Genomic DNA, 25,607 nt, shown 5'->3' with positions numbered 1-25,607 from the left:
TCTCCCATGACACTAGTGGGAGCGACGGAGGCGACCGCGTGGCCCGGGATACCGGTCCCGCGTACCCCTGAACCCCTGGACCCGGCCGAGGCGAACCTGCTCGACAGGGCCCGCGACGGCGACCGTGACGCGGCGCACCGGCTGGGCCGGCTGTGCGCGGAGCGCGACGACCGACTGGGCGCCCGGCACTGGTGGGAACGGGCGGCGCGGGCGGGCAACGTCGACAGCGCCTACAACCTGGGGCTGTGGCACCGCACGCACGGGACGACCGAGGAGGCCATCGGCTGGTTCGAGCTGGCCGCGGCCACCGGCGACGCGGACGCGGCGACGAACCTGGCCTCGCTGCTGCTGGAGCGGCGCGGCGACACCGACGCGGCGCGCACGTGGTTCGAGCGGGCGGCCGAGGACGGCTCCCGCCACGCGGCCCGGCGACTGGCCCTGCTGTGCGAGGACCAGGGCGACGGCATGGGCGCCCGGCGCTGGCACTTCAGGGCGGCCGTGGACGGCGACCTGCGCTCGGCCCACGACCTGGGCTTCCTGGGCTACGCCGCGGGCGACGAGGCCGAGGCGCTGCACTGGTGGGAGTACGCGGCACGCGGCGGCCACGCGGAGGCCGCCTATCACATGGCTCTGCTCCTCCACACGGCCCGCGACGAGAAGGGCGCCGAGGCGTTCTACCGGCTGGCCGCCCGCGCCGACCACCCCGGGGCCGCCTTCCGCCTCGGCGACCTGGCGCTGGGCCGGGGTGACTTATCCACCGCGCGTGCCTGCTTCGAGCGGGCGGCGCGGACCGGGCGGCCCGACGCGCGGCGGATGGCCGGCCTCGTCTGCGCCCGGATGGACGACAGGCAGGCGGCCGCCCACTGGTACGAGCGGGCCGCGGCCGACGACCCCGAGGCCGCCTTCCGCCTCGGGCTGCTGCTCGTCGCGGAGCACAACGACCTGAAGGGCGGGCGCCACTGGTTCAGGCGGGCGGCCGAATTCGGGCACCACGGCGCGATGGTCGAACTGCGGACGCTGCTGCCCCTGCTCGGCGCGTCCCCGGACGCCGAGGACTGCCTGCTCGACCCGCCCCCGCCCCACTGGAGCCGGCCCGCGGAGCCCGGGCAGGCCGCGCGCGCCGAACTCGCCGTGGCGGCGGCGCGCAGGCGCGGCGATTCGGCGGCGGAGCCCGCGGACCTGGTCGAGATCCTCGGCACGTGGGATCTGGTCACCGGAGACCTGGTCACTGGGAACCCGCTCATGGGCGATCCGGCCGCCGGCGGCCTGCCGGACGCGGACGAGACCGGTCCGGCGGACACCGTTGGGCGGCTCGCCCGGGCGAGCGGACTGCACCGGGCCGCCATCGAGCATCTCGGCCTGGTGCGCGCCACGCTGCTGCGGCCGGGCACGGCCCCCTGGCCCACTCCGGCCGAGGTCGAGCATGTGCTCGGCACCGCGAGGGACCTGCGCAGACGCCTCGATCTCGGTCGTACCTGACAAATCACTCCACGTTCGCGACGGGCAGCGCTTGCCAGCACTCCCGCGCTGATCCCCCACGTGTCGGTCAGGCGGCGAGGATCTCCGCGACCGGCGTGTACGACAGGTCGTGCGCCGCCGCGACCGGCTCGTTGGTGAGCACGCCGGCGTGGGTGTTGAGGCCGAGGCCGAGCGCCTCGTCGCCGCGCAGCGCGTCCTTCCAGCCACTGTCGGCGATCTTGACGGCGTAGGGCAGGGTGGCGTTCGTCAACGCGAAGGTGGAGGTGTTGGCCACCGAGCCCGGCATGTTGGCCACGCAGTAGAACACCGACTCGTGCACCGGGAACGTCGGGTCGTCGTGCGTGGTCGGGCGGGAGTCCTCGAAGCAGCCGCCCTGGTCGATGGCGATGTCGACGAGCACCGAGCCCGGCTTCATGCGGGAGACCAGGTCGTTGGAGACCAGCGTCGGGGCCTTGGCGCCCGGGATGAGCACGGCGCCGACGACCAGGTCGGCCTCCAGCACGGCCCGCTCGATCGCGTACGACGTGGAGACCAGCGTCTTCAGCCGGCCCTGGTAGATGGCGTCGATGAAGCGCAGCCGGTCGATGTTGACGTCGAGGATCGTCACGTCCGCGCCCATGCCGACGGCGACCTGCGCCGCGTTGAGGCCGGAGACGCCGCCGCCGATCACGACGACCTTGGCGGGGGCGACGCCGGGCACGCCGCCGGGGAGCACGCCGCGGCCGCCGTTGAACCGCATCAGGTTGTACGCGCCGACCTGGGGCGCGAGCCGGCCCGCGACCTCCGACATCGGGGCCAGCAGCGGCAGCCCGTTGCCGACCTGGACGGTCTCGTACGCGATGGCGGTGGTGCCGGCGGCGAGCAGCGCGTCGGTGCAGGGCCGGGAGGCGGCCAGGTGGAGGTAGGTGAACAGGATCTGGTCCGCGCGGAGACGGTGGTACTCCTCCGCGACCGGCTCCTTGACCTTGAGGATCATCTCGGACTCGGCCCACACCTCGTCGGCGCCCTCGACGACCTTGGCACCGGCCGCGAGGTACTCCTCGTCGGTGATGGAGGAGCCGAGGCCGGCGCCGCGCTGGACGCCGACCTCGTGACCGTGACGGACGAGCTCGTGGACGCCGGCCGGTGTGGCGGCGACGCGGTACTCGTGATTCTTGACCTCGGCGGGCACGCCGATCTTCATGAGTTGTGTCCTTTCAGGCGGTCACTCGTCACGGTCGCCCCCTACCCGGCCGAACGAGCTCCACGGTCTACAGGCGGGCCCACGCCTCGGTGAGCACCGAACGGAGAATCGACTCGATCTCGTCGAACTCCTTGGGGCCGCAGATCAGCGGCGGGGCGAGCTGCACGACCGGGTCCCCACGGTCGTCCGCCCGGCAGTACAGGCCGGCGTCGTACAGCGCCTTCGAGAGGAAGCCGCGCAGCAGGCGCTCCGACTCCTCCTCGTTGAAGGTCTGCTTGGTGGACTTGTCCTTGACCAGCTCGATTCCGTAGAAGTAGCCCGAGCCGCGGACGTCGCCGACGATCGGCAGGTCCAGCAGCCGGTCGAGAGTGGCCTTGAACACCGGCTCGTTGGCCGTGACGTGCTCGATCAGGCCCTCCCTCTCGAAGATGTCGAGGTTGGCCAGGGCGACGGCGGCCGACACCGGGTGGCCGCCGAAGGTGTAGCCGTGCGCGAAGGTCTCGGTGCCGTTCTTGAACGGCTCGAACAGCCGCTCCGAGGCGATCATCGCACCGATGGGCGAGTAACCGCTGGTCAGACCCTTGGCGCAGGTGATGATGTCCGGCAGGTAGTCGAACTTCTGGCCGCCGAACATCGTGCCCAGGCGGCCGAAGGCGCAGATGACCTCGTCCGACACGAGCAGCACGTCGTGGGCGTCGCAGATCTCACGCAGCCGCTGGAAGTATCCGGGGGGCGGCGGGAAGCAGCCGCCGGCGTTCTGCACCGGCTCGACGAAGACGGCGGCCACGGTGTCCGGGCCCTCCATCTCGATGGCCTTGCCGACCTGGTCGGCGGCCCAGCGGCCGAACGCCTCGGGGTCCTTCTCCAGGCCGGGGAAGCCGGAGATCTCGTCGGCGCGGTAGAGGTTCGTGTTGGGGGCCTTGATCGCACCGGGCACCAGCGGCTCGAAGACCTGCTTGAGCGCCGGGATGCCGGTGATCGACAGTGCGCCCTGCGGGGTGCCGTGGTAGGCGATGGACCGGCTGACGACCTTGGTCTTCAGCGGCTTGCCCTTGATCTTGTAGTACTGCTTGGCCAGCTTCCAGGCCGACTCGACGGCCTCGCCGCCGCCGGTGGTGAAGAAGACGCGGTTGAGGTCGCCGGGGGTGAGCTCCGCGAGCCGCGCGGCCAGCTCGGCCGCCTTCGGGTGCGCGTACGACCACAGCGGGAAGAACGCGAGCTCCTGGGCCTGCTTGGCGGCGGCCTCGGCCAGCTCGGCGCGGCCGTGGCCGACCTGGACCACGAACAGTCCGGCGAGGCCGTCGAGATACCGCTTGCCGTGGATGTCGTAGATGTAGGCGCCCTCGCCGCGCACGATCATGGGCACCTCCCCTCCCTCGTAGGAGGAGTGGCGCGTGAAGTGCATCCAGAGATTGTCTTGTGCGGCCTTGAGTACGTCGGGGCGCGTCATCGCAACCTTCCCTCAGGTGATCCGTCGCTGGGGACAGTTTGCATGCCACTTCGGCGTTTTGCCAAGTGATTACGTGGCTGCACTGTGGAAGAAGTTCGGATTCCGCTACATCGACATGTAACAGCAACGAAATCCGTCAAGGTAGATTGAGGCCGACCAGACGTGGAAGATGGGCCCGCCGGACCGTGTGGTCAAATGGGGTCCACCGAACGCCGGGAAGATCCACGCACATCCGGGGAGAACGCCGTGACACCTGAGGAGATCGAGCGCGCCGTCGAGGAGGGCATGCCGCAGACGGTCGAGGATCTCAAGCGCCTGGCCGCCATCCCGTCCGTCGCGTTCCCCGGCCACTCCGAGGCCCCGGTCCTGGAGGCCGCCGCGCTCGTCGAGCGACTGCTGCGCGCCGCCGGTCTCCCGCACGTCCGGCAGATTCCCATCGAGGGCAGTTTCCCCGCCGTGTTCGCCGAGGCGCCCGCGCCGGACGGGGCCCCGACCGTGCTGCTCTACGCGCACTACGACGTCCAGCCCGCCGGCGACCTCGCCCTGTGGCGCACCCCGCCGTTCGAGCCCACGATCGTCGACGGGATCATGTACGGCCGGGGCACGGCCGACGACAAGAGCGGCGTCATCACCCACGTGGCCGCGCTGCGCGCCTTCAACGGCCGGTTCCCGGTCGGCGTGAAGGTCATCATCGAGGGCCAGGAGGAGTACGCCGGCGAGCGTCTGGAGGCGTTCGTCGAGGCCAACCCCGACCTGCTGCACGCCGACGCCATGGTCATCGCCGACGTCGGCAACCCCGAGGTGGGCGACCCCGCGCTCACCACGTCGCTGCGCGGCATGGCCGCGTTCACCGTGGAGGTCCGCACGCTCGCCGAGGCCGTGCACAGCGGCGCGTTCGGCGGCGCCGCGCCCGACGCGCTGGCCGCGCTCATGCGCATGCTGACCGCCCTGCACGACGACCAGGGGAACGTCCGGGTGCCCGGCCTCGAACCGGGGACCTTCCCCGGCGTGGCGCCGTCCGAGGAGGAGTTCCGCTCGCTCGCCGGGGTGCTCGACGGCGTCTCGCTGGTCGGGGACGGCTCGCTCTCCGACCGGCTCTGGGCGTCGTACGCGATCACGGTGACCGGGCTGGACGTGCCGACCGTGACCGGCGCGATCAACGCGGTGCAGGCGGTGGCCCGGGCCCGCGTCACGATCCGCATCCCCGCGAGCGGGAACGCCAGGCAGGCGCTGAACGACGTGACGGCCTTCCTGGAGAAGGTCGCGCCGTGGGGGGTCGAGGTCTCCTTCGGCGACTTCGTCAGCGGCTCCGGCTTCCAGATCGAGCCGGGCGGCCCGGCCATGAACGCCGCGGAGCGGGCGCTGGAGCGCGCCTTCGGCCGGGCGCCGCGCCAGGTCGGCCAGGGCGGCTCGATCCCGCTGGTGGCGGCCCTCGCCCGGCAGTTCCCCAAGGCCGAGATCCTGCTGTACGGCGCCGAGGACGACGGCGCCTCGATCCACGCCCCGAACGAGCGGGTCGTGCTGGAGGAGCTGCGCCGCGTCGTCACGACCGAGGCCCTCTTCCTCGCCGACTACGGCGGCTGGCACGGCGCGGCCTGAGCCGAAGCGGCGGCTCAGGGCGCCGGAGGCGCGGCAATTCAACGCAGAAGGCCCGGTGGCTGGGGGGACCACCGGGCCTTCCGTTCGTTCCCGCCTGCGCGCGGTGCGCGGGGCGGTTACCTGTAGGTGATGTCGGAGGAGTTGTAGAGGCAGTTCGTGCCGTCGGGGCCCTCACCGATCTTGGAGGGCTCGCTGCCCTTCGGCACGCCCTTGTACTTCTCGCAGATCACGATCTTGTGGCTGGAGTCGTTCACGATCGTGATGTTGGAGAAGCGCGCGGTGTCGCCCCAGTTGGTGTTGATGCCGGCCAGCGTCTTGCCGGGGGTGGTCGCCACGATGTTCGACATCTGGACGTGACGCTGGTAGGAGTTCGTGCAGTTGCCGCAGGCGCGGTAGAGCTTGCCGAAGTCCTGCACCTGGAAGTTCTTGATGATCATGGTGCCGGGGCCGTTGTGCTGGAACACCTTGTCGGATGCGCTCTTCGCCCCGCCGCCGTCGATGGTCATGACCTGGGACGACGAACTGCCCAGCAGGGTGGCGGCGTCCTCGCCGACGTCCTCCCACCAGACGTTCTGCAGCGTGCAGCTGCCCAGGCAGTGGATGCCGTCGGCGCCGGGCGAACCGATGATCACGTTCCTGAGCGTCGCGCCGTTGGCCAGCTCGAAGATCGGCTTCTGGCTCTCGCTCTGCCCGCCGTCACCCATGTTGCCGCTGGCGTAGTAGCGCTTCAGGCCGCCGTCGAGGGTGCCGGAGACACTGATCGTGCTGGTGACCGCCTGCGAGCCCTGCGGGCTGGGCCAGCCCGACGGCGGCGTCGGGCTGGTCGTGGGGGTCTTGGTCGGTGTGGCGGTGGGAGTCGACGACGGCTGGGACCCGGTCGGCTGGAGGGTCCACTGCTTGGTGGCCGCCGAGTCGCAGGAGTTCTGCTGCACCAGCGCGCCCGAGGACGTGGAGTTGTCCTTGGTGTTCAGGCACTTGTCGCTGTTGGCGTTGACGACCCGGTAGTTGGAGCCCGAGGCGACCAGTTCCCAGGTCTGCGACGAGGAGCCGGTGCACGACTCCTGCTGGACGGCCTTGCCCGCGGAGGTGGAGGCGCCGGCGACCCCGGCGCACTTGCCGCTGTTGCCGGCGGCCAGGCGGAAGCCGCTGCCCTGGGCCGACAGGTTCCAGGTCTGGTTGCTCGCGCCGTTGCAGCTGGAGACGGTGAGCTGCACGCCGTCGGAGCCGCTGCTGCCGGGAACGGTGAGGCACAGGCCGCTGGCGCCGTTCACGATCCGGTAGGCACCCGCACTGGGCGCCGCGTTGGAGACGCCGGTGAAGACGCCGCCGACCAGGGCGGCGACCCCGACGACGGTGCCGATCACCCCGACTCCGGTTCTGGTATTCCTTCTCAAAACCGAGCTCCTCGCAGATCGTGCAGGACCCCTGACCGAGGCCGTGGCGCGTGGGCCACTCCTGATCCCGCTGGGGGAAATTCATGAATGTGAACAACATCCATGAACCCGAACGCGGCCTAAGTTACGGACCACGGGAACTCGGGTCAATGCTCCGTGTCGGAGAGTTGACGGCCCGATTCGGGCACCCGCCGGTTTGGCCAGGTGAGAGCCGAAGCGCCGAGTTCTCCTCGGTGAAATTTTCATGAAACACCTGCGCCGGGCGAGTGTCTCGCGAGCGTGGGCGGCACCCGCGAGGGCCGGTCACGGCCGGCCGGGCCTCACCTCGTGTAGGTGAAATCACACCGTGCCGGGGCACAGGGCGGCGATCCCTCGGCGCTATTGTTTTGTACCGACTGGTCAGTGCAAAGAATGGAGCAGACGTGGATGCCCAGCGGACCGTGGATGCCACACCCGCTGCCGGAGCTCCCGCCACACCGTCCGGCGGCATCTCCGGCGGTGCTTCCGGCGGTGCTTCCGGCGGTGTCTTCGCGGGTGTCGAAGTGGTGGCGCGGGAGCTGGGCGTTCGGGGTGGTCACGGCTGGGTCTACCGGCACATCTCACTGCACGCGGCTCCCGGGACGCTCACCGTCGTCACAGGTGAGGCGGGCAGCGGCCGTACGAGTCTGCTGCTCACCCTCGCGGGGCGGATGAAGCCCACCGAGGGGACGCTCACCGTGGGCGGCCTGGTGGCACCCCGCAGGATCGGGCAGGTGGCCACCCTCGGGCTCTTCCCGCAGGTGAACCCCTTCGACGACGCCCTGTCCGTGCGGGAGCACCTGCGGGAGCGGCTGCGCCCGCACGGGTTCCTGTGGCGCAGGCGGCACCCCGACGCCGCGCGGTCGGCCCTCGCCCACGCCGGGCTCGATCCGGGCGCGCTGCCGCACGGCGATCGGACGCTGGCCAGAGAACTGACCCGTGACCAGGCGGTCCGGCTGGGCGTGGCGCTCGCGCTGCTCGACCAGCCGGGCCTGCTCCTCGTCGACGACGCCGGCACCGGCATTCCCGCGGGCAGGCGCCACGCGTTGTGGGACACGCTCCGCGGCCTGGCCGACGAGGGCCTCACGGTCGTCGCGGCGTGCACCGACACCGAGGAGGCGGCCGGCGTGGCCACCACGCTGCTGCCGCTGCCCGTCGAGCGGGTGGCGGCGCGCCGCGACGACGCCCGTCACGACGCCGAGGAAGGGACCCGTCGATGAGGGCCTCCCTCGCCGGCCGGTTCGAACTGCGCAGGTTCATGCGCTCGCGGCTCACCAGGGCCGCACTGGTGGCCGTCGTGATGTTGCCCCTGCTGTACGCCGGGCTGTACCTGTGGTCGTTCTGGGATCCGCAGGCGAACCTGAGCCGCGTACCGGTGGCCCTCGTGGTGGAGGACCGTCCGGCCACCGTCGCCGGCGCCACGGGAGGCCCGCCGAGCACGGTGGACGCCGGCCGCGAGCTCGCCGCCGAGCTGGAGGAGCGCAGGGTCTTCGCCTGGCACCGGGTCGGCGCGGCCGAGGCCGACAGTGGCGTCCGCGAGGGGCGTTACTACCTGTCGCTCACGATCCCGGCCGACTTCAGCGCCGACCTCGCCTCGCCCTCCGGTGACGGCACACCGCACCCGGCCCGGCTCGGCGTACGGGTGGACACCGGGCGCAGCTACATCATGGGGACGATCTCGGACGCCGTGTTCCGCGAGGTCAAGGAGGCGGCCGGGCACAGCGCGGTCAAGGACTACCTCGACCAGATCTTCCTGTCCTTCGGCGAGCTGCACGACAAGACCGCCCAGGCGGCCGACGGCGCCGACCGGCTCCACGACGGGGCCGCCGCCGCGAGCGACGGCGCCGCCTCACTGGCCAAGGGGCTGGGGTCCGCGCAGGACGCGACGGGCCGGCTGTCCTCCGGGGCCGACGCCCTGTACGGCGGGTCGAAGCAGCTGACGAGCGGGCTGCACCAGGCAAGGACCGGCTCGGCCTCCTTGTCCGCCGGCCTGTCGAAGGCGGCCTCCGGCGCGGCCGACCTGCGCGAGGGCCTGTCCGCGCTAAACAAGGGGGCGGCCAAGCTGGCAGAGGGCAACCGTGAGGCCTACCGCCAGGTGCACGCCCTGTCTCCGACCGTCAACCGCGCGGCCGACACGTACGTCCCCGTGCTGGAGCAGAACGGCGACCGCATCCGGCGTGCCGCGCTCACCCTCGCGGAGGGCGCCGACGGCTTCGCCGACGCGCTCGACGGCCTGCCCCGGGAGGTGCGGAGCTCGGCCGGCACGGCGCGGCAGGACCTGCGTGCCGTCGACCGCTGGCTGGACGCCCATCCCGCCGCCGACCCCGAGCTGCGCGCGCTGGTGCAACGGGCCGCGGGGTCGGCCGACGACCTCGCGTCGGCCGCCGGACGGCTGCAGGACCGCCTCGGCACCCAGGAGGGCAAGCTCGACGACCTCGCCCGTACGGCGCGGACGGTGGCGGACGACGCCCGTGAGCTGGCCGCCGCCGCACCCGGCCTCGGCACCGCCCTGGACGACGCCCGCGACAAGTTCAACGAGCTGGACAAGGGTCTGAGGCGACTGGCCGACGGAGCGTCCGGCCTCCGCGACGGCGCGGGCAAGGCATTGAACGGAGCCTCCACACTGTCGCGCGGCCTCGGCACGCTGAAGGCGGGCGCGCGCGGCCTGTCCACCGGCCTGGCCAGGCTCGACAACGGAGCGAGCAGCCTCACCACGGGCCTCGCCTCACTCGCCTCCGGCGCGGGCACGCTCGACAACGGCATCGGCACGCTGCGGCGTGGGGCCGGAAAGCTCGACTCCGGACTGGTCAAGCTGACCGACGGCTCGGGCGAACTGGCCGGCAAGCTCGGCGACGGGGCGTCCCAGATCCCCGACTACGGAGCCGGGGAACGCGACAGCCGTACGGACATGATGAGCGACCCCGTCCGGCTCGCCACCGAGGTGGACAACGAGGTGCCCAACTACGGGACCGGGTTCGCGCCGTTCTTCGTGCCGCTGGCGCTGTGGGTCGGCGCGATGGTGACGTACATGGTGCTGCGGCCGGTCAACCCGCGGCTGCTCGCCGGGTCGGCGCCGGCCTGGCGCACGGCGCTCGCGGGCTGGCTGCCGGGCCTCGCGATGGGGACGCTCCAGGTGGCGGTGCTGCTCGCCGTGCTGCGCTTCGGGCTCGGGCTGCGGGCCGGCAGCTGGCCGGGCGTGGCGGCCTTCCTCGTGCTCGTGACCGCGGCGTTCCTCGCGATCGTGCAGGCGGTCAACGCGCTGCTCGGGCCGCCCGCACGGGTCGCGGTGCTGGCGCTGCTCATGCTGCAGCTCACCTCGTCGGCGGGCACCTATCCCATCGAGACCTCCCCCGGCTTCTTCCAGGTGATCTCGCCGTGGCTGCCGATGAGCTGGGTGGTGTCGGCGATGCGCCGGCTCATCAGCGGCGGCGACACCGTCGTGGTGTGGCAGGCTTGCGGCGTGCTGTCCGCGTTCGTCGCCCTCGGTCTCGCGCTCACCGTGCTCGCCGTCCACCGCGGCCGCACCTGGTCGATGCGCCGCCTCAAGCCGGAGCTGGCGCTGTGAGCCGCCCAGCGCACGGCCCGGCGAAGGACCAGGGCGGCAGGCGTGCCGAGACGCGGCAGCGGCTGTACCGGGCCGCGGCCGACCTCATCGCCGAGCAGGGCTTCGCCGCCACGACCGTCGACGCGATCGCCGAACGCGCCGGAGTGGCCAAGGGCACCGTCTTCTACAACTTCGGCAGCAAGGAAGCGCTGTTCGCCGGGCTGCTCGACCACGGGATCGAGCGGCTCGCCGACGCCCTCGCCGAGGCCGCGCGCGGTCCCGCCGCCTCGCCGGTCGCCGTGCTCGACGCGCTCATGCTCGCCCAGCTCCGCTTCTTCGACGAGTACGGGCCCTTCGCCCGGGTGCTGCTGGCCGAGTTGTGGCGGGCGGCGTGGCAGGACGCCGTCCTGCGGCTGCGTACGAGCGTGCTCGCGATGTACGAGCGCGTTCTCGCGGACGCGGTGGAGGCCGGCGAGCTGCGCCCGGGGTTCGACACCGGCACCGCCGCCACAGCCGTCTTCGGCATGGTGCTCACCGTCGCCATCGAACGCCGTGCCCTGCGTCCCGACCAGCCGGTCGAGGACGTCCACGCCACCCTCGCCGAGCTCGTCCACCGCCGCATCTCGCCCTGAACGGGCGCCGGGGAGAAGGGCGCGGGATCATCCGCCCCGTCGGTGTGGGCCGAACGCCGGTCGCGCCAGCGCTGAGCCCGCTCGGCCGCTCCCAAGGGCCCCCGGCATTCGCGGAGGCGGGGACATCAGGAGAAAAGGTCGTCCACGGACTTCGCCGTGGCCGCCCGGCGGATCCACTTCTCCAGCAGATGCAGGTCGGAGCATCGGCTGATCCGCTCACGCGCTTCGGAAGGAATGTCCAGGCCCCGGGCGTCGAGCACGGCGAGGATCGCCTCGATCTCGCCCTCCGCGCGGCCCTCTTGGCGACCCTGTTCCAGGCCCTTGTTCACCCACTCGGAGAAATAACGGTCACCGATGACCTTCTCGTAGTCGGCTGACGCTGTCATCAAGAGCTCCTTCAGTCGCTCGCCCGCTACAGCGGGTATCCGGCCGAACTCGTGGAAGAAGTCGACGGTCTGCTGATGGATGAGCTTCGACACGGGGCGAACTTTACTTATTGTGTTCGAGTCGTTACGGAGAATCATCGGAATCTGTGGATGGCGTGGGAACGGGGCTGATGCGTTAGCGAGACGAGATGATCGGCAACTAACGTGAACCGCCGTTCGTCGGGATGAATACAGACATCCCGGAGCAATGGAGGAGATCGTGTACCCCCCACCGCAGCAGAAGCGCCGACGCAGCGTGGCTCCGTTCATCGTCGCGGTCGTCTTCGCGGGAGCGCTCATCGTCGGGTTGAAGCTGCTGTTCGGCGGGGTGTCCGGCGGCGGGAACGCCGGTGACGACCAGGGCGGGAACGCGACCAAACGCGCCTGCGACGACGACGGGATCACGCTGACCGTCGCCGCCTCCAGCGAGAAGGCCGAACTGCTGCGCACGATGGCCAACGGCTACAACGGCCACAAGGTGGACGGGCAGTGCGTGGACGTGGTCGTGAACTCCAAGGCGTCCGGCGGGGCGATGCAGGCCCTGGCGCGCGGCTGGGACGAGCAGCAGGACGGCCCGAAGCCGGACGTGTGGACGCCGGCGAGCACCGGCTGGATCACCCTCCTGCGGCAGCGCGTCGAGGGCGGCGACCAGGCGTCCCCGGTGTCCGCGGACAACCCGACGATCGCCATGTCTCCACTGGTCATCGCGATGCCCAAGCCCATGGCCCAGGCGCTCGGCTGGCCGTCGAAGAAGATCGGCTGGTCCGACATCCTGGACCTGGCCAACGACCCGAAGGGCTGGGCGAAGTACGACCACCCGGAATGGGGGCAGTTCCGTCTCGGCAAGACGAACCCGAACTTCTCCACTTCGGGCCTGAACGCGACCGTCGGGGCGTACTTCGCGGCCACCGGCCTGTCGGGCGACCTGACGGAACGGGACGTCGCCGCGGCGAAGACGCGTGACTTCGTCAAGGGGGTCGAGCGGTCCATCGTCCACTACGGCGACACCACCCTGACCTTCCTGTCCAACCTCCAGCACGCCGACGACTCCGGGACGGCCATGTCGTACATCTCCGCCGTGACGGTGGAGGAGAAGTCGGTGTGGGACTACAACCAGGGCAACCCGACGGGCGACCCCAAGACGCTCGGCGACCACGCCAAGCCGAAGGTCCCGCTGGTGGCGATCTACCCCAAGGAGGGCACGCTCTTCTCCGACCATCCGTACGCCGTGCTGTCCTGGGCGGACGCCACGAAGAAGGCCGCGGCGGCGGACTTCGTGAAGTACCTCCAGGCGCCCGAGCGGCAGCGGGAGTTCGAGAAGTACGCCTTCCGGTCCTTCGACAACAAGCCGGGCGCCCTCGTCACGACCGCCAACGGCCTCGACCCCAAGCAGCCGGCCACCACTCTCAGCACGCCGACTCCGCAGGTGCTCGACCGGATCCTCGCCAGCTGGGCCGAGCTGCGCAAGCCCGCCAACGTGCTGATGGTGATGGACGTCTCCGGCTCGATGGGCGCCGACGTCGCGGGCACCGGCAAGACCAAGCTCGACCTCGCCAAGCAGGCCGCGATCAACGCGCTGCCGCAGTTCGGCCCGAACGACCGCGTCGGCCTGTGGCTGTTCAGCCTCAAGCAGGACGGCGACAAGGACTACCGCGAGCTCGTCCCCCTGGGCACGAACAACCAGTCGCGGCTCAAGAACCGCATCAACGGCCTCATTCCCAGCGGCGGCACGGGGCTGTACGACACGGCCCTCGCGTCGTACAAGCACGTGATGCGGCACCAGAGCGGTGAGGCGATCAACGCGGTCGTGTTCCTGACGGACGGCAAGAACGAGGACAACAACTCCATCTCGCTCGAGAACCTGCTGCCCGAACTGCGCAAGGAGGCGGGGCAGGAGACCGTGCGGATGTTCACCATCGCGTACGGCGCCGACGCCGACCTCGGCGTCCTGCGGCAGATCTCGCAGACCACCGACGCGGCGGCCTACGATTCGCGCAAGCCGGGGAGCATCGACGAGGTGTTCACCGCCGTGATCTCCAACTTCTGACCGGGAGCCCCTGCCTGTGTCCCGCTTCACCGACGAACTGCGCGACCCCTGGGCGCTGCTCCTGGGCGCCACGGCCGCCGGCGCGGCCTGGGCCGTCAACCTCCCCCCGGCGGGCGTTGCCGTCGCCGGGGTGGGGGTGTGGCTCATCAAGGCGTTCGCCTCCGCCTGGCAGTCCGCGGGGGGCGAGAGCCGTACGGAACCCGAGGCCCCGCCGGTCGCGCGCGGCAGCGTGGAGGAGGCGTGGCTGCGGCGGGCGGAGCAGGCCGCCGCGTCCTTCGCCGACCTGGCCGCCTCGATGCGCGGGCAGATCCTGCTCGACCGAATCGCCGCCATGCGCCCGCAGGTGGACGACACCGTCGCGACCCTGCGGCGGCTGGCCGGGCACGCCACCGTCACCGGGTCGGCGCTGGCCCGCTTCGACCCCCGGTTCCTGGAGCAGGAGCGCGCACGGCTCACGCAGGCCCGGCGGACGGCCCGGCAGGAGGTCGCGGGCGAGCTCGACCGGTCGATCGCCGCCCTGGACGCCCAGCGCGAGGTGTACGACCGGTTGTCGGGCGCGCGGGAGCGGGTGCTGGCCCGGCTGCAGTCGGGCGCCATCAGCCTGGAGGGCCTGGTCGCCCGGGCCGTCGAGATCTCCGCCATGACCGCGACCGCCGACGGCGCGGGCGGCGGCGCCCGGGCGCTCGACGACCTGACCTCGGAGCTCGAACTCACCCGGCAGAGCCTGCACGAGGTCGAGGAGGCCACCCGCAACGACCTCGGCCCCTGATCGCCCCGCTCAGGCGGAGGATGCGGTCGCGGCGTGCCACAGGCCGGCTCTGTCCAGTTCGCCGACCTGCCAGGTGCGGGAGCGCAGCGTGCCCCGATGCCGGTAGTCGCGCATGATCTCGACGTGCGCACGCAGCCGTACGAACTCCCGGAGGTCGCTCTCCCCGCGCCACACCGACAGCGAACCGACCCGGCGGCCGGGGAGGTCCGCCCACAACCACATGCCGACCGCGCCGGGCAGCGACGGCCACAGGCGGCCCAGCGACAGGCCGCGCCGCGCGATGCCGGGCAGGTCGAGCATCCGGTCCATCCGGAAGTCCGTCAGCGCGGCCACCAGTGGTCCCCGCTGCTCCGCGTCGGGCCCGGCGATCCAGCGCGACCTCAGCACGGCGCCGCCTCCGCGAGCACCGCGGGCGCCGTCTTCAGCAGGGGCGCTGCGGCGACGCGGATCTCGTCACTGAACGGCGCCGGTCGGAAAGTGGCTGGATCCAGGTTGACGTTGACGCGGTAGCCCTCGGCGTGCACGGTGGCTTGATCCGGGGCTTGATCCGGGGCCTGATCCGGGGCCTGATCCGGGGCCTGATCCGGGGCCTGATCCGGGGCCTGGTCCGGGGCGCGGTCGGCGGACAGCACGCGGAAGCCGTACACCCCGCTGGTGCGCCCCATCCGCTCCAGCCAGAAGTGCACCAGCCGCTCGCCCGGCTCCGCGATGGGCGCGTGGTAGGTCACCTTGAACTCGCGTACGGCCATGAGCACGTCGGGGAATGCCGACCGGGCGGGGTCGGGCGCCCAGCCGAGCCGGTGCCAGTACGCGCCGATGGCCCGCTCGACGAGCACGGCGTAGCGCGAGTTGTGCAGCAGCCCCATCGCGTCGAGGTCGTCGAAGTGCACCTGGACGGGCTCGTAAACGCCACCTGCGGTCATGTCAGTCCTCCGGGAGAAGCGCGGGGTCGGAGCAGAGCGCACGCAGGCGCTGCAGCACGCCACGGCGGGCGTGAACGAGGGCCTGCGCCCCGTCGTACAACCGGGAGTGGATGATCACCATCTCGCCGAGCGCGTCGATCTCGTAGGCCAGCTGGGCCGGATCGACGGCGCCGTCCACTTCGCCCAGCGTCACGGCCTCCGCGACCAGCCGGCGGATCAGCCCCTGCCACTCGCGCATGGCCCGCGCGAGCCGGTCGCGGACGGCTCCGGGGCGATCGTCGAACTCGGCCTGCACGGCGAAGAAGAAACACCCGCCGGGCAGCACACCGGCGCCGTAGAAAGCCAGCCGTGCCTCGTGCAGCGTGAACAGGCGCCGCACGCCCGCGGGAGCGCGCAGCGCGGGCCCCACAACCTGCTCGGTCCACTGCCGGGCGGCCCACTCCACGGCGTCGAGTTGCAGTTGCTCCTTGTCCCGCCAGTGGGCGAAGAGCCCGGACTTGCTGACGCCGGTCGCCGTCGCCAGCCGCCCGAGGGAGAGCCCGTCCAGCCCTTCGACCGAGGCCAGCTCCACCGCCTGCCGGAGGATCGTCTCGCGGCTGCGCAACCCGCGCAGCCGTCGGCCGTCTTGTGTCACTCGCCCAAACTATAAGACCGACCGATCGGTCGTCTAGTCGGCCGGGGCGAGGAGACGGGAGAGTTCGGCCGGGCCCGCGTTGCCGCCCGTGCAGACGACGGCGACCTTCCGCCCGGCGAACTCCTCGCGCCGGGCCAGCAGCCCGGCGAGGGCGGCGGCCCCCGCGCCTTCGGCCAGGGTGTGGGCCTCGGTGAGCAGCAGGCGCTGGGCCCGCAGGATGTCGTCGTCGTCCACCAGGACGAAGTCGGTCAGCCCGTCCCGCATCACGGCCTGCGGGGTCGCGAACGCCGAACCGGTCGCGAGCCCCTCCACGACGGTCTTCACGGGCCGGGTCACGAGCTCTCCCAAGCGCCAGGAGTCGTACGCGGCCGGGGCCTGGGCCGACTGGACGGCGATCACCCGGCAGCCCGGCGCGAGCGCGGCGGCGGCGAGGCACGCGGCGGCGGCCCCGCTGCCGCTGCCCACGGGCACGAACACCGCCTCCAGGTCCGGCCGGGCGGTGAACATCTCGACGTAGAGCGTGCCCACCCCCGCCAGGATGTCCGGCTCGTCGGCCGGGCTGATCAGCCTGCGCCCGGCTTCGGCGGCGAAGACCCGCGCGTGCTCCCCGGTCTCCACCATCGTCGCGCCCCGGACCTCGACGGCCGCCCCGAGCGCCTCGACCGCCGCGACCTTGGCGGGGTTCGGGTTCTCCGGCATCAGGACCGCGCAGGGCACGCCGTACAGGCGGCAGGCGTACGCGATGGACTGCGCGTGGTTGCCGGTCGAGTACGCGACGACCCCGCGGGCGCGGTCGGCCATGCGGGCCAGCAGCGCGATGCCGCCGCGGACCTTGAACGCCCCCGTCGGCTGGACGTTCTCGTGCTTGACGTGGACCTCGGCGCCGACGGCCGCGTCGAGCACGGGATAGGACCACATGGGAGTTTCGGGCAGGTGGGGGGCGATGAGCCGCCGGGCGTCCAGGATGTCGCGGATGTTCGTCATAGCCCCAGCCTGGCCCGGGGCCCGACAATAGGTCCAACTGAAGTTTTCGGGCGAATCCATAGACGGGATCGATGAATGCCGCTCGACGTCGTACGACTGCGGGTTCTCGTGGCCGTGGCCCGGACCGGCACGGTGACCGCGGCGGCGCGGGAGCTGCACTACTCGCAGCCCTCCGTGAGCCACCACCTCGCCCGGCTGGAGGCGGAGACGGGCGCGAAGCTGGTGCAGCGGGTGGGCCGCGGGATCCGCCTCACCGAGGCCGGCCGCCTGCTCGCCGAGCGCGGCGCGGAGATCCTCGGCCGGCTCGACGCGGCGTCCGCGGAACTGTCCGCGCACGTCGGGCTGCGGGCCGGGCGCGTACGGCTGGCCGCGTTCCCCTCGGCCCTCGGCACGTTCGTCCCGGCCGCCGCCGCGCGGCTCGCGCAGGACCATCCGGGGCTGGACCTGCGGCTGATGGAGGCCGAGCCGCCCGAGGCACTGCGCCTGCTCCGGGCCGGCCGGGTGGACGTCGCCGTGGTCTTCCGCTACGGCGAGACCGCTCCCGAGGACGACGGCGTCCGCCTGATCCACCTGCTCGACGACCCGAGCCTCCTCGTCACCCCCGCGGCGTACGACGATGCCGGGGACCTGGCGGCGTACGCGGACGGGCCGTGGATCGCGGGGTGCGAGCGGTGCCGCGCGCACCTGCTCGCGCTGTGCGCCGAGGCGGGCTTCGAGCCGCGTGTCTCGTTCACCACGGACGACTACGTGGCCATGCAGGCCATGGTCGCGGCAGGGCTGGGCGTGGCACTCCTCCCCCGGCTGGCGCTGGCGGCCCACCGCCACCCGGACGTGCGGGTGTCCGAGCTGCCGGGATCGGACCGCCGGGTCTACGCCGCGACGTACGGTGAGCCGCCCGACCCACCCGCCACCACGGCCCTGGTCACCGCGCTCCTGTCCCGCAGAGACGCGTGATATGCCCGCCGATGATCTACCGCCTGACCCGACGGTGGCCCGCGATACTTCGATCGTCCCGACACGTCGTAGAGGAGACACCGACACATGAATACGCCCCCATCGCCGCCCAGGGTGGAGCGGACCGACGGATCATCCGTCCGGATCGGCGTTCTCGTCCCGCTGACCCGGCCCGGCTGGGTCGAGGCGGGGCGGCACCTGCTCGCCGGGCTCGAGCTGGCCGCCGGCGACGTCAACGACGCCGGTGGGATCGCCGGAAGACCGCTCGATCTGGTGGTCCGGGACACGGCGGCCGATCCGCACAGGGCCGCGGCGGCCGTGGACGAACTGGCTCACCTGGGCGTGGCCGCCCTGGCGGGGGAGTATCACAGCGTCGTCGCCCGCGCCGCCGCCGCCAGGGCCGACGCCCTCGGCCTGCCGTTCCTCTGCTCGTCGGCGGTTCTCGACGCGCTCACCGAACGGCCGACGCGATGGGTCGCGCGCCTGGCCCCGGCGCAGTCCCACGGCTGGCGGATGTACGCGGACTTCCTCCTCGGCGCGGGCCACGGCCGAATCGCCGTAGCCGCCGACTCGAGTGTCTACTGGGCGTCCGGGGCCCGCATCCTGCGGGACCACCTCGCTCCACGGGGCGGCACCGTCATCGAACTCGACGTGCGCGCGCTCACCCCCGCGGCCGTGTGCGACGAGCTCGCCGCCAGTGGCGCGACGGCCCTCCTTCTTCTGGCCGGCCACCCGGAGCCGGCCGTGTCGATCGTCAGGTCGGTCCGCCGCGACCGGCGACTGACCGAGATCATGATCGGCGCCCCGGCCGGGCAGCCGGAGTTCGCCGAATGGGCGAGGTCGCTGGGCGGCGACGGCGCCGGGGTCCCGTTCCTGCGCTACCTGCCCGAACGTCTCAGCCCACTCGGCGCGCGAGTCGAGGCGGACCTGCGCGAACGGCTGGCCCAAGCGCCCTCCTTCGTCGCCTTCGAGGGCTACGACACGATCGCCGTCCTCGCCGACGTGCTGCGTTCCGGCGGCGCGGATCGGGCGGGCATCGCCGCGTCCTGGCCACACGTCGCGGTCGAAGGCACCCGCGGGCTGATCCGGTTCTCCCGTACGCCGGGCGTCGACGTATGGCAATGGGCATGGCCGCCGGTCCAGGTCGTCGACAGGGATCCGGCGGAGCCCGCTCGCTTGCGAATCAGGAAGTGAGGAACCCGCGGACAGCTCCCGGCGCTGAGCGGAGGCCGGCAGGGTGACCACCCGACGGCCCCTTCCCGCGCTGCGCGACGGTTCAGCTCGGGCTCGGTGCGGGCGACGGCGTGGCGACGTCGTTGTCCAGCTCCCTCGCGGTCCACAGGGCGACGCCGCTGCCCGGCAACTGACTGATCCGGGACAGGAACGTGGCGGTGCCGTCCGTCGTGTCGTCGTCCTCCGCCGCGAAGACGGTGAGGGACTGCCAGGTGTTCCACTGGTCGGCGGGGAAGAGCAGCCGGGGGCCGATGGACAGGTCCGGGTCGCCGAGCAGCCGCTCGCTGTCGACGGTCACCCAGCCGTACGACGGCTTCTGGCTGAGCCGCACGTGGATGAGCGCCGAGCCGCCTTCGGGCACGACGATGTCCGCGGGCGAGACGACGACGCTCGGCGTGGCGCTCGGGCTCGGCGACGGGACGGGGGTGGGAGCGGCGGAGGGGGGCGGGCCGACCACGCACGGCACGCCGTTGACGGCGAAGTCCGTCGGCGGCGGATTGCTCCCGCGCCAGGTGCCGGCGAACCCGACGGCGGCCGACGCGCCGGGCGAGATCGAGCCCGCCGGGACCGAGGCGGCGACCAGGCGGCCGGTCTGGGCCCACTGCGCGGACCAGCCGTACGTGAGCCGCTGCGAGCCGGGGAAGGTGAACGTCAGCGTCCAGCCCGCGATGTGGTCACCGGTGTTGGCGACGTCCACACTGGCCGTGAAACCGCCCCCGTCCTCTCCCCACTGCGAGGTCGCGTACGTGACCCCGCAGGAGACCGCTGCGTCGGCCGTGCCCGGGACGAGCCCGGTCGTGGCGGCCGCCGCGGCCATGACGGCCACGAGGACGGCCGAGCGACGTAACCGGCCCTGGGGGAATCGCATCCGGCACCTCCATGGTGAGCTGACCACACCGCCCGGGCCGGCTGCGACTGATCGCCGGCGATGCCCCCAGCGTCAGGTCTCCTTCGCCCGCTGTACAGGAATTCCGGCGGCCCGCCCTCTCCTTGGGTGGCCGGACGCGTGGCGGCCCGTCCCCGCTCACCTCGGCGAACACCGGCGACGGCGGCCGGGGCCGGGAGGCCGCCGCACGTGACGAGCGGTGAAAGATTCAGCGGAGACGATTTCCACGACGGATCCCGGCCCTCATGCAGTCATCTCCGGGTGCGTACCGGGGTACTCGCCGCGCTGGGCCGGGGCGTCAGCCGGCTTGGCGGAACTCGGCGGCCTGAGGACCCTCGACGCAGGCGGCGGCCAGCTCGTCCAGCGACAGGCCAAGCGCGGCGGCGAGCGCGGCGACGGTGAAGAAGGCCGGGGTCGGGGCCCGGCCGGTCTCGATCTTGCGCAGCGTCTCGGCCGACAGCCCGGCCGCCGCCGCGACCTCGACCATGCTGCGCTCGCCGCGCGCCTGCCGGAGCAGGGCGCCGAACCGCTCCCCCCGCAGGCGTTCCTCGGGGGTCAGGGGCACTCTCACCATGACCGTGATACTAATACCGGTATAGTTATTGGCGCCACTCGGGAGGACCGTGTCATGGTGGAAATCAAAACCGACGCCGCGCTGGACGCGATGCGGGAGGCGGGGCGCGTGGTGGCCCGCACCCTCGACGCCGTGCGGAAAGCCGCGGCCATCGGGGTGCGGCTGACGGACCTGGACGAGACGGCGCGGGCGGTGTTGCGCGAGGCGGGGGCGAGCTCGCCGTTCCTCGGCTACCGGCCGCACTTCGCGCCGACCCCCTTTCCCGCCGTGATCTGCGTGTCCGTCAACGACGCGATCGTGCACGGCATCCCGACGGACTACCGGCTGCGTGACGGTGACGTCGTGGGCGTCGACTGCGGCGCGGAGCTGGACGGCTGGACGGCCGACGCCGCCGTCACGTTCATCGTGGGCACGCCGCGGCCCGGCGACCTGGAGCTCGTCGACACCACGCGCCGGGCCCTGGAGGCCGGGATCGCCGCCGCGACCGTGGGTAACCGCATCGGGGACATCTCGGCGGCGATCGGGACGATCGCCCAGAAGGCCGGGTACGGCATGCCCAGGGACTTCGGCGGCCACGGCATCGGCCGCCGCATGCACGAGGACCCGTCGGTGCCGAACCACGGCCGGCCGGGCCGGGGCTATCCCCTGCGGCACGGCCTCGCGCTGGCCATCGAGCCGATGTTCATCGCCGGAGGCCGGGACGGTTACCGCACGGCGGGCGACGGCTGGACGCTGAACAGCGTGGACGGCAGCCGGGCCGCCCACATGGAGCACACGATCGCGGTCACCGAGGACGGCCCCCGCGTGCTGACCGTGCTCTGATCAGGAGCGCTAAATAGGAGTGCCTGAACAGGCCCGTTGTCCGTACCATCCGAGCCATGCCGACTCTGCCCACACTCGCCCTGTTCGCCGCCGCCACGCTGGCGCTGCTCGTGGTCCCGGGACCCGCCGTGCTCTACATCGTCACCCGCAGCGTGGCCCAGGGCCGTTCGGCGGGGCTGGTGTCGGTGCTCGGCGTCCACGCCGGCTCGCTGGTGCACATCGCCGCCGCGGCGCTCGGGATCACCGCGCTGCTCGCCGCCTCGGCCACGGCCTTCGCCGTCGTGAAGTACCTCGGCGCGGCCTACCTCGTCTACCTGGGGATTCGCAAGCTCATGCGGCGGCCGGAGGCGGAGGACGCCGTGGTCAAGGTGGCCTCGAACGCCCGGCTGTTCGGCGAGGGGTTCGTGGTCAACGTGCTGAACCCCAAGACCGCCATGTTCTTCCTGGCGTTCCTGCCGCAGTTCGTCGATCCGGCGCTCGGCGCCGTGGCGCCGCAGGTGCTCGTGCTCGGGGCCGTGTGGGTCGCGCTCGGCATGGCCAGCGACGGCACGTACGCGCTACTGGCCTCGGTCCTCGCCGGCCGACTGCGCTCCTCGGCCCGTGCCCGGCGGCGGCTCGACCGGGGCAGCGGCGTCGTCTACCTCGGTCTCGGCGCGGTGGCGGCTCTGGCCACCGAGGGCGCCAGGAAGCTCTGACGGCTACCGGGACATTTGTACTGCCGTAATCGGGATCGCTGAATCTGCCCGGCTCCTCCGGCTTTCGAGACGCTTGATGCGTGCGGAGAGACGACCTGGAGGAGCCGATGACGCAGACCCTGACCGCGCCGCCGCGAGCCGGGCAACCTCAGCGCAACAACCTCGGCCGGTTGCTCACGCCGCTGGCGCTGGACGTCGCCGCGCCGCTCGTCTGCTACTACGTCCTGCACGGCGCGTTCGGCGTGAGCGAGGTCGCCGCGCTGGCCGTGAGCGGCGTGATCCCGGCCGTCCGGGTGATCTCCGGGATCGTCCGCGACCGGACCCTGAACGGACTCGCCGGACTGACGCTGGCGGTCAACCTGGCCGGCATCGCGCTGAGCTTCGGCACCGGCGACGCCCGCATGATGATCGCCAAGGACTCGGCCCTCAGCGCCGTGATCAGCCTGGTCATGATGCTCTCGGCGTTCACCGCGCGCCCGGTGATGACCCCGGGCATGCGCGCGTTCATCACCCGTGGGAACGCGGCGAAGGAGGCCGCCTGGGAACGGCTCGCGGCGGGCTCCGCCCGGTTCCGCCGCGCCGAGCGCCTCTTCAGCGGCATCTGGGGCGGGGTGATGCTCGCCGACTGCGTGGCCCGGCTGATCGGCGCGTTCACGCTGCCGGTGTCCACCATGGTCTGGCTGTCCAACGTGATGTTGATCGTCGCCATCGCGTTGGGGCTCGTGCTCGCGGGCGCGTTCGCCTCCGGGCCGATCATGATGATGGTCAAGATGGAGGCGGGGGGCGCGCGATGAGGGGCAGGGGCATCAACTACGACACCGGTTTCCTGCCCGGCGGGCACATCAGCCGGGAGACCTTCGACTCCGAGACGGTCCGCGCGGAGATGCGGGTCATCGCCGAGGAGCTGCACTGCACGGCCGTCCGCGTCACCGGCGGCCACCCGGAGCGGCTCGACGTCGCCGCGCGGCACGCCGCCGACGCCGGGCTGGAGGTGTGGTTCGCGCCCTTCCCTTGCGAGATGACCACGCGGGAGCTCGCGCCGTTCTTCGCCGAATGCGCCGGGCGGGCCGAGGAGCTGCGGCGCGACGGCGCGGAGGTGGTGCTCGTCACCGGATGCGAGCTGAGCATGTTCGCCGCCGGCTTCCTCCCCGGCGACACCGTCTTCGACCGCATCTCCGGGCTCATGAAGGGCGACCCCGAGGTGTACGCCCGGTTCGCCGGGATCCCCGCTCTGCTGAACCCCTTCCTGACGGAGACCGCCCGGGCGGCGCGCGAGGTCTTCGGCGGGCGGGTGACGTACGCCTCGGGGGACTGGGAGGGGGTCGACTGGAGTCCGTTCGACATCGTCGCGGTGGACGCCTACCGCGACGAGCGCAACGCGGCGACCTACCGCGAGGGGCTGCGCTCCCTCTTCGGACACGGCAAGCCGGTCGCGGTCACCGAGTTCGGCACGTGCGCCTACACAGGGGCGGGCGCACGCGGCGGCATGGCGTGGGCCATCGTGGATCGGTCGCGAAGGCGGCCCCGGCTGACCGGGAACTTCACCCGCGACGAGGGCGAGCAGGTCCGCTACCTGCACGAACTGCTCGGCGTGTTCGAAGAGGAGGGCGTGGACAGCGCCTTCTGGTTCACCTTCGCCGGGTACGGCCTGCCGTACGACCCCCACCCGCGCAGGGACCTCGACATGGCCTCCTACGGGGTGGTCCGGCTGCTGAAGGACGGCGGCAGGGAGCCGAAGGAGGTCTTCCACGCCCTCGCCGCCGCCTACTCCGGCGGACGCGCCGAGGCGGCCACCTGACCGGCCCACCGGTAGTCGGCCTTGCCCGCCGGGGAGCGGACGATCTCCTCCACGAACGCGTAGGTCCGCGGCACCTTGTAGCCCGACAGCCGGGTACGGCAGTGCGCGTCGAGCTGCTCCGCCGTCGGCGCGGTCCCGCCGTACGGCTGGACGACGGCCGCGACCCGCGAGCCCCAGCGTTCGTCGGCGATGCCGGTGACCACGGCGTCGAACACGGCGGGATGGCCCTTGAGCACCGCCTCGACCTCCTCGGGGAAGACCTTCTCCCCGCCGGTGTTGATGCACTGGGACCCGCGTCCGCAGAACCGGATCGTGCCGTCCTCCTCGACCGTCGCGAGGTCTCCGGTGAGAAGCCACCGCACGCCGTGGGCGTCGGTGACGAAGGTGCGGGCGGTCTTGCCCGGATCGTTGTGGTAGCCGGACGCGATCCAGCCGCTCCTGGCCACCGTGCCGATCCGCCCGGAGCCCGGCTCGACCGGGGTCAGCGTCTCGTCCAGCACGGCCACGGCGGCGCCCGCGTTGGGCCGGTAGCGCAGGCCCGACTCCGGCGACGACCCGTCGACGCCCGACGCCGTGTATCCGGACTCGGTCGAGCCGAAGTTGTCGAGGATCATCCGGCCCGGCAGCAGCTCCTCCAGCCGCGCGCGCACGGCGCCGCTGAGGATCGCCCCGGTCGAGCTGAGCGCGAACAGCGACGACAGGTCGTAGGACCCGGCGGCCATCTCCTCGGCGAGCGGACGGGCCATCGCGTCGCCGGTGATGTTCAGGCTGACGACCTTCTCCCGCTCGATCGCGCGCAGCACGGCGGCCGCGTCGAACCTGCGGACGTACACCATCGTGCCGCCCATCCACCAGGCGATGAAGGTGCCCACCTGCGCGGCACCGTGCATCAGCGGCGCCGCCGTCATCATGACCACCGGGGACGCCGCGCCGCGCGCCTGCTCGATCACCGCCTCCGGCGTCTTCAGCGGGTCGCCGTACGGGTTGCCGCCGCCGAAGGCGTAGAAGAGGTCCTCCGACCGCCATATCACGCCCTTGGGCATGCCCGTCGTGCCGCCGGTGTAGATGACGTACACGTCGTCGCCGGAGCGGGGCGGGAAGTCCCTGCTCTCGGACTGCCCCGCCACCCCCTCCTCGTACGGCACCGCGCCCGGCACGGCCGTGGGGCCGCCGACGGCGACGAGGTGGCGCAGCCCGGGGACCTCGGGCGCGGTGGCCGCGACGCGGTCGTCGAACTCCACGTCGAACAGCAGGGCCGCGATGCCGGAGTCCCGGTAGAGGTAGAGCAGCTCCGACTCGACGTACCGGTAGTTGACGTTGACCGGGACGGCCCGCAGCTTCAGCGTCGCCAGCAGGGCCGCGACGTACTCCACCCCGTTGTAGAGCTGCATGCCCACGTGCGTGCCGTGGCCGACGCCGTGCGCGGCCAGGTGGTGGGCCAGCCGGTTGGCGTGGGCGTCGAGCTCGGCGTACGTCGGGCGGTCGTCGCCGCAGACCACCGCGACGCGGTCCCCGATGGCGTCGGCGAGCCCCTCGAAAAGATCGGCGTGGTTGAACTCCATCC

The 25,607-nt window shown here is 72.3% G+C and carries 24 protein-coding genes; 13 read left to right on the top strand and 11 right to left on the bottom strand.

Going from position 1 to position 25,607, the window contains the following annotated elements:
- Positions 1–6 precede the first annotated feature (6 nt).
- Positions 7–1,479 (top strand): SEL1-like repeat protein, encoded by a 1,473-nt coding sequence (locus HHX41_RS13530; protein WP_182906225.1) that lies wholly within the window; start codon positions 7–9, stop codon positions 1,477–1,479.
- Positions 1,480–1,546: 67 nt separating this feature from the next.
- Here the strand turns inward: HHX41_RS13530 and ald are convergent, their stop codons facing one another.
- Entirely contained in the window at positions 1,547–2,662 is a 1,116-nt protein-coding gene (gene ald / locus HHX41_RS13525) for an alanine dehydrogenase (RefSeq protein ID WP_182906224.1), read from the bottom strand.
- 67 nt (positions 2,663–2,729) lie between these two features.
- Positions 2,730–4,112: an aspartate aminotransferase family protein gene (locus tag HHX41_RS13520; RefSeq protein ID WP_169982957.1), complete on the bottom strand. Its 1,383-nt coding sequence runs from the start codon at positions 4,110–4,112 to the stop codon at positions 2,730–2,732.
- A gap of 246 nt (positions 4,113–4,358) precedes the next feature.
- On the opposite strand from HHX41_RS13520, the gene HHX41_RS13515 reads away from it, so the two are divergent.
- On the top strand, positions 4,359–5,711 hold the full coding sequence (locus HHX41_RS13515) for a M20/M25/M40 family metallo-hydrolase (protein ID WP_169982956.1): 1,353 nt from the start codon (positions 4,359–4,361) through the stop codon (positions 5,709–5,711).
- Positions 5,712–5,827: 116 nt separating this feature from the next.
- Here HHX41_RS13515 and HHX41_RS13510 read toward each other — a convergent pair whose 3' ends face one another.
- Positions 5,828–7,075 carry a pectate lyase gene (locus HHX41_RS13510; RefSeq protein WP_310741971.1) on the bottom strand — a complete coding sequence of 416 codons (1,248 nt, stop codon included), beginning with the start codon at positions 7,073–7,075 and terminating at the stop codon, positions 5,828–5,830.
- Between the two features lie 452 nt (positions 7,076–7,527).
- Here HHX41_RS13510 and HHX41_RS13505 point away from each other — a divergent pair, with 452 nt between their 5' ends.
- The 3 genes from HHX41_RS13505 to HHX41_RS13495 are packed head-to-tail and all read left to right on the top strand — an operon-like array spanning position 7,528 to position 11,299.
- Positions 7,528–8,343, top strand: coding sequence for an ATP-binding cassette domain-containing protein (locus HHX41_RS13505; RefSeq protein ID WP_182906222.1), 816 nt, complete (start codon positions 7,528–7,530; stop codon positions 8,341–8,343).
- Positions 8,340–10,688, top strand: a complete 2,349-nt coding sequence (locus HHX41_RS13500; protein ID WP_182906221.1) for a YhgE/Pip domain-containing protein — start codon at positions 8,340–8,342, stop codon at positions 10,686–10,688. Before HHX41_RS13505 ends, HHX41_RS13500 begins: the two co-directional genes overlap by 4 nt.
- Positions 10,685–11,299, top strand: coding sequence for a TetR/AcrR family transcriptional regulator (locus HHX41_RS13495; RefSeq protein ID WP_182906220.1), 615 nt, complete (start codon positions 10,685–10,687; stop codon positions 11,297–11,299). The genes HHX41_RS13500 and HHX41_RS13495 overlap by 4 nt, the downstream gene beginning before the upstream one ends.
- Positions 11,300–11,424: 125 nt before the next feature.
- Here the strand turns inward: HHX41_RS13495 and HHX41_RS13490 are convergent, their stop codons facing one another.
- Positions 11,425–11,778 (bottom strand): hypothetical protein, encoded by a 354-nt coding sequence (locus tag HHX41_RS13490; RefSeq protein ID WP_259400912.1) that lies wholly within the window; start codon positions 11,776–11,778, stop codon positions 11,425–11,427.
- Between the two features lie 166 nt (positions 11,779–11,944).
- Between HHX41_RS13490 and HHX41_RS13485 the strand changes: the two genes are divergently transcribed.
- Both HHX41_RS13485 and HHX41_RS13480 read left to right on the top strand, forming a co-directional pair.
- Complete coding sequence (locus HHX41_RS13485; protein WP_310741970.1) at positions 11,945–13,771, top strand: substrate-binding and VWA domain-containing protein; 1,827 nt, start codon at positions 11,945–11,947, stop codon at positions 13,769–13,771.
- A 16-nt stretch (positions 13,772–13,787) separates the two neighbouring features.
- Positions 13,788–14,540, top strand: coding sequence for a hypothetical protein (locus tag HHX41_RS13480; protein ID WP_182906218.1), 753 nt, complete (start codon positions 13,788–13,790; stop codon positions 14,538–14,540).
- Between the two features lie 9 nt (positions 14,541–14,549).
- On the opposite strand, the gene HHX41_RS13475 is transcribed toward HHX41_RS13480, so the two are convergent.
- From HHX41_RS13475 to HHX41_RS13460, 4 genes are read right to left on the bottom strand one after another with little or no spacing between them, the layout of a single operon-like run.
- Entirely contained in the window at positions 14,550–14,927 is a 378-nt protein-coding gene (locus tag HHX41_RS13475) for a hypothetical protein (protein ID WP_182906217.1), read from the bottom strand.
- Complete coding sequence (locus HHX41_RS13470) at positions 14,921–15,463, bottom strand: thioesterase family protein (RefSeq protein WP_182906216.1); 543 nt, start codon at positions 15,461–15,463, stop codon at positions 14,921–14,923. The genes HHX41_RS13475 and HHX41_RS13470 overlap by 7 nt, the downstream gene beginning before the upstream one ends.
- A gap of 1 nt (position 15,464) precedes the next feature.
- A complete protein-coding gene (locus HHX41_RS13465) occupies positions 15,465–16,097 on the bottom strand; it encodes a TetR/AcrR family transcriptional regulator (RefSeq protein WP_169982947.1) in 633 nt (210 codons plus the stop codon).
- Positions 16,098–16,130: 33 nt separating this feature from the next.
- Positions 16,131–17,081 (bottom strand): threonine/serine dehydratase, encoded by a 951-nt coding sequence (locus tag HHX41_RS13460; protein WP_182906215.1) that lies wholly within the window; start codon positions 17,079–17,081, stop codon positions 16,131–16,133.
- Positions 17,082–17,156: 75 nt separating this feature from the next.
- On the opposite strand from HHX41_RS13460, the gene HHX41_RS13455 reads away from it, so the two are divergent.
- Together HHX41_RS13455 and HHX41_RS13450 are read left to right on the top strand one after the other, a co-directional pair.
- Positions 17,157–18,035 (top strand): LysR family transcriptional regulator, encoded by an 879-nt coding sequence (locus HHX41_RS13455; protein ID WP_182906214.1) that lies wholly within the window; start codon positions 17,157–17,159, stop codon positions 18,033–18,035.
- Between the two features lie 87 nt (positions 18,036–18,122).
- Positions 18,123–19,229 carry an ABC transporter substrate-binding protein gene (locus HHX41_RS13450; RefSeq protein WP_182906213.1) on the top strand — a complete coding sequence of 369 codons (1,107 nt, stop codon included), beginning with the start codon at positions 18,123–18,125 and terminating at the stop codon, positions 19,227–19,229.
- An 82-nt stretch (positions 19,230–19,311) separates the two neighbouring features.
- Here the strand turns inward: HHX41_RS13450 and HHX41_RS13445 are convergent, their stop codons facing one another.
- Positions 19,312–20,136: a cellulose binding domain-containing protein gene (locus HHX41_RS13445; RefSeq protein WP_182906212.1), complete on the bottom strand. Its 825-nt coding sequence runs from the start codon at positions 20,134–20,136 to the stop codon at positions 19,312–19,314.
- Positions 20,137–20,452: 316 nt separating this feature from the next.
- Complete coding sequence (locus tag HHX41_RS13440) at positions 20,453–20,728, bottom strand: helix-turn-helix domain-containing protein (RefSeq protein ID WP_182906211.1); 276 nt, start codon at positions 20,726–20,728, stop codon at positions 20,453–20,455.
- 54 nt (positions 20,729–20,782) lie between these two features.
- Here HHX41_RS13440 and map point away from each other — a divergent pair, with 54 nt between their 5' ends.
- The 4 genes from map (at position 20,783) to HHX41_RS13420 (ending at position 24,043) form a co-directional block, all read left to right on the top strand.
- The gene (gene map, locus HHX41_RS13435; protein ID WP_182906210.1) at positions 20,783–21,550 is read left to right on the top strand and encodes a type I methionyl aminopeptidase; all 768 of its coding nucleotides are present in this window, start codon (positions 20,783–20,785) and stop codon (positions 21,548–21,550) included.
- 56 nt (positions 21,551–21,606) lie between these two features.
- A complete protein-coding gene (locus HHX41_RS13430; RefSeq protein WP_182906209.1) occupies positions 21,607–22,245 on the top strand; it encodes a LysE family translocator in 639 nt (212 codons plus the stop codon).
- A gap of 80 nt (positions 22,246–22,325) precedes the next feature.
- A complete protein-coding gene (locus HHX41_RS13425) occupies positions 22,326–23,039 on the top strand; it encodes a VC0807 family protein (RefSeq protein ID WP_211592128.1) in 714 nt (237 codons plus the stop codon).
- Entirely contained in the window at positions 23,036–24,043 is a 1,008-nt protein-coding gene (locus HHX41_RS13420) for a hypothetical protein (RefSeq protein ID WP_182906208.1), read from the top strand. Before HHX41_RS13425 ends, HHX41_RS13420 begins: the two co-directional genes overlap by 4 nt.
- Here HHX41_RS13420 and HHX41_RS13415 read toward each other — a convergent pair.
- Complete coding sequence (locus HHX41_RS13415; RefSeq protein ID WP_182906207.1) at positions 24,010–25,605, bottom strand: acyl-CoA synthetase; 1,596 nt, start codon at positions 25,603–25,605, stop codon at positions 24,010–24,012. The genes HHX41_RS13420 and HHX41_RS13415 overlap by 34 nt on opposite strands.
- Between the last annotated feature and the right edge of the window lie 2 nt (positions 25,606–25,607).

This window comes from Microbispora sp. H13382, from assembly GCF_014161445.1.
Classification (GTDB): domain Bacteria; phylum Actinomycetota; class Actinomycetes; order Streptosporangiales; family Streptosporangiaceae; genus Microbispora.
Note: the sequence above shows the minus strand (reverse complement) of the source record. Positions and strands in the feature narration are given on the sequence as shown.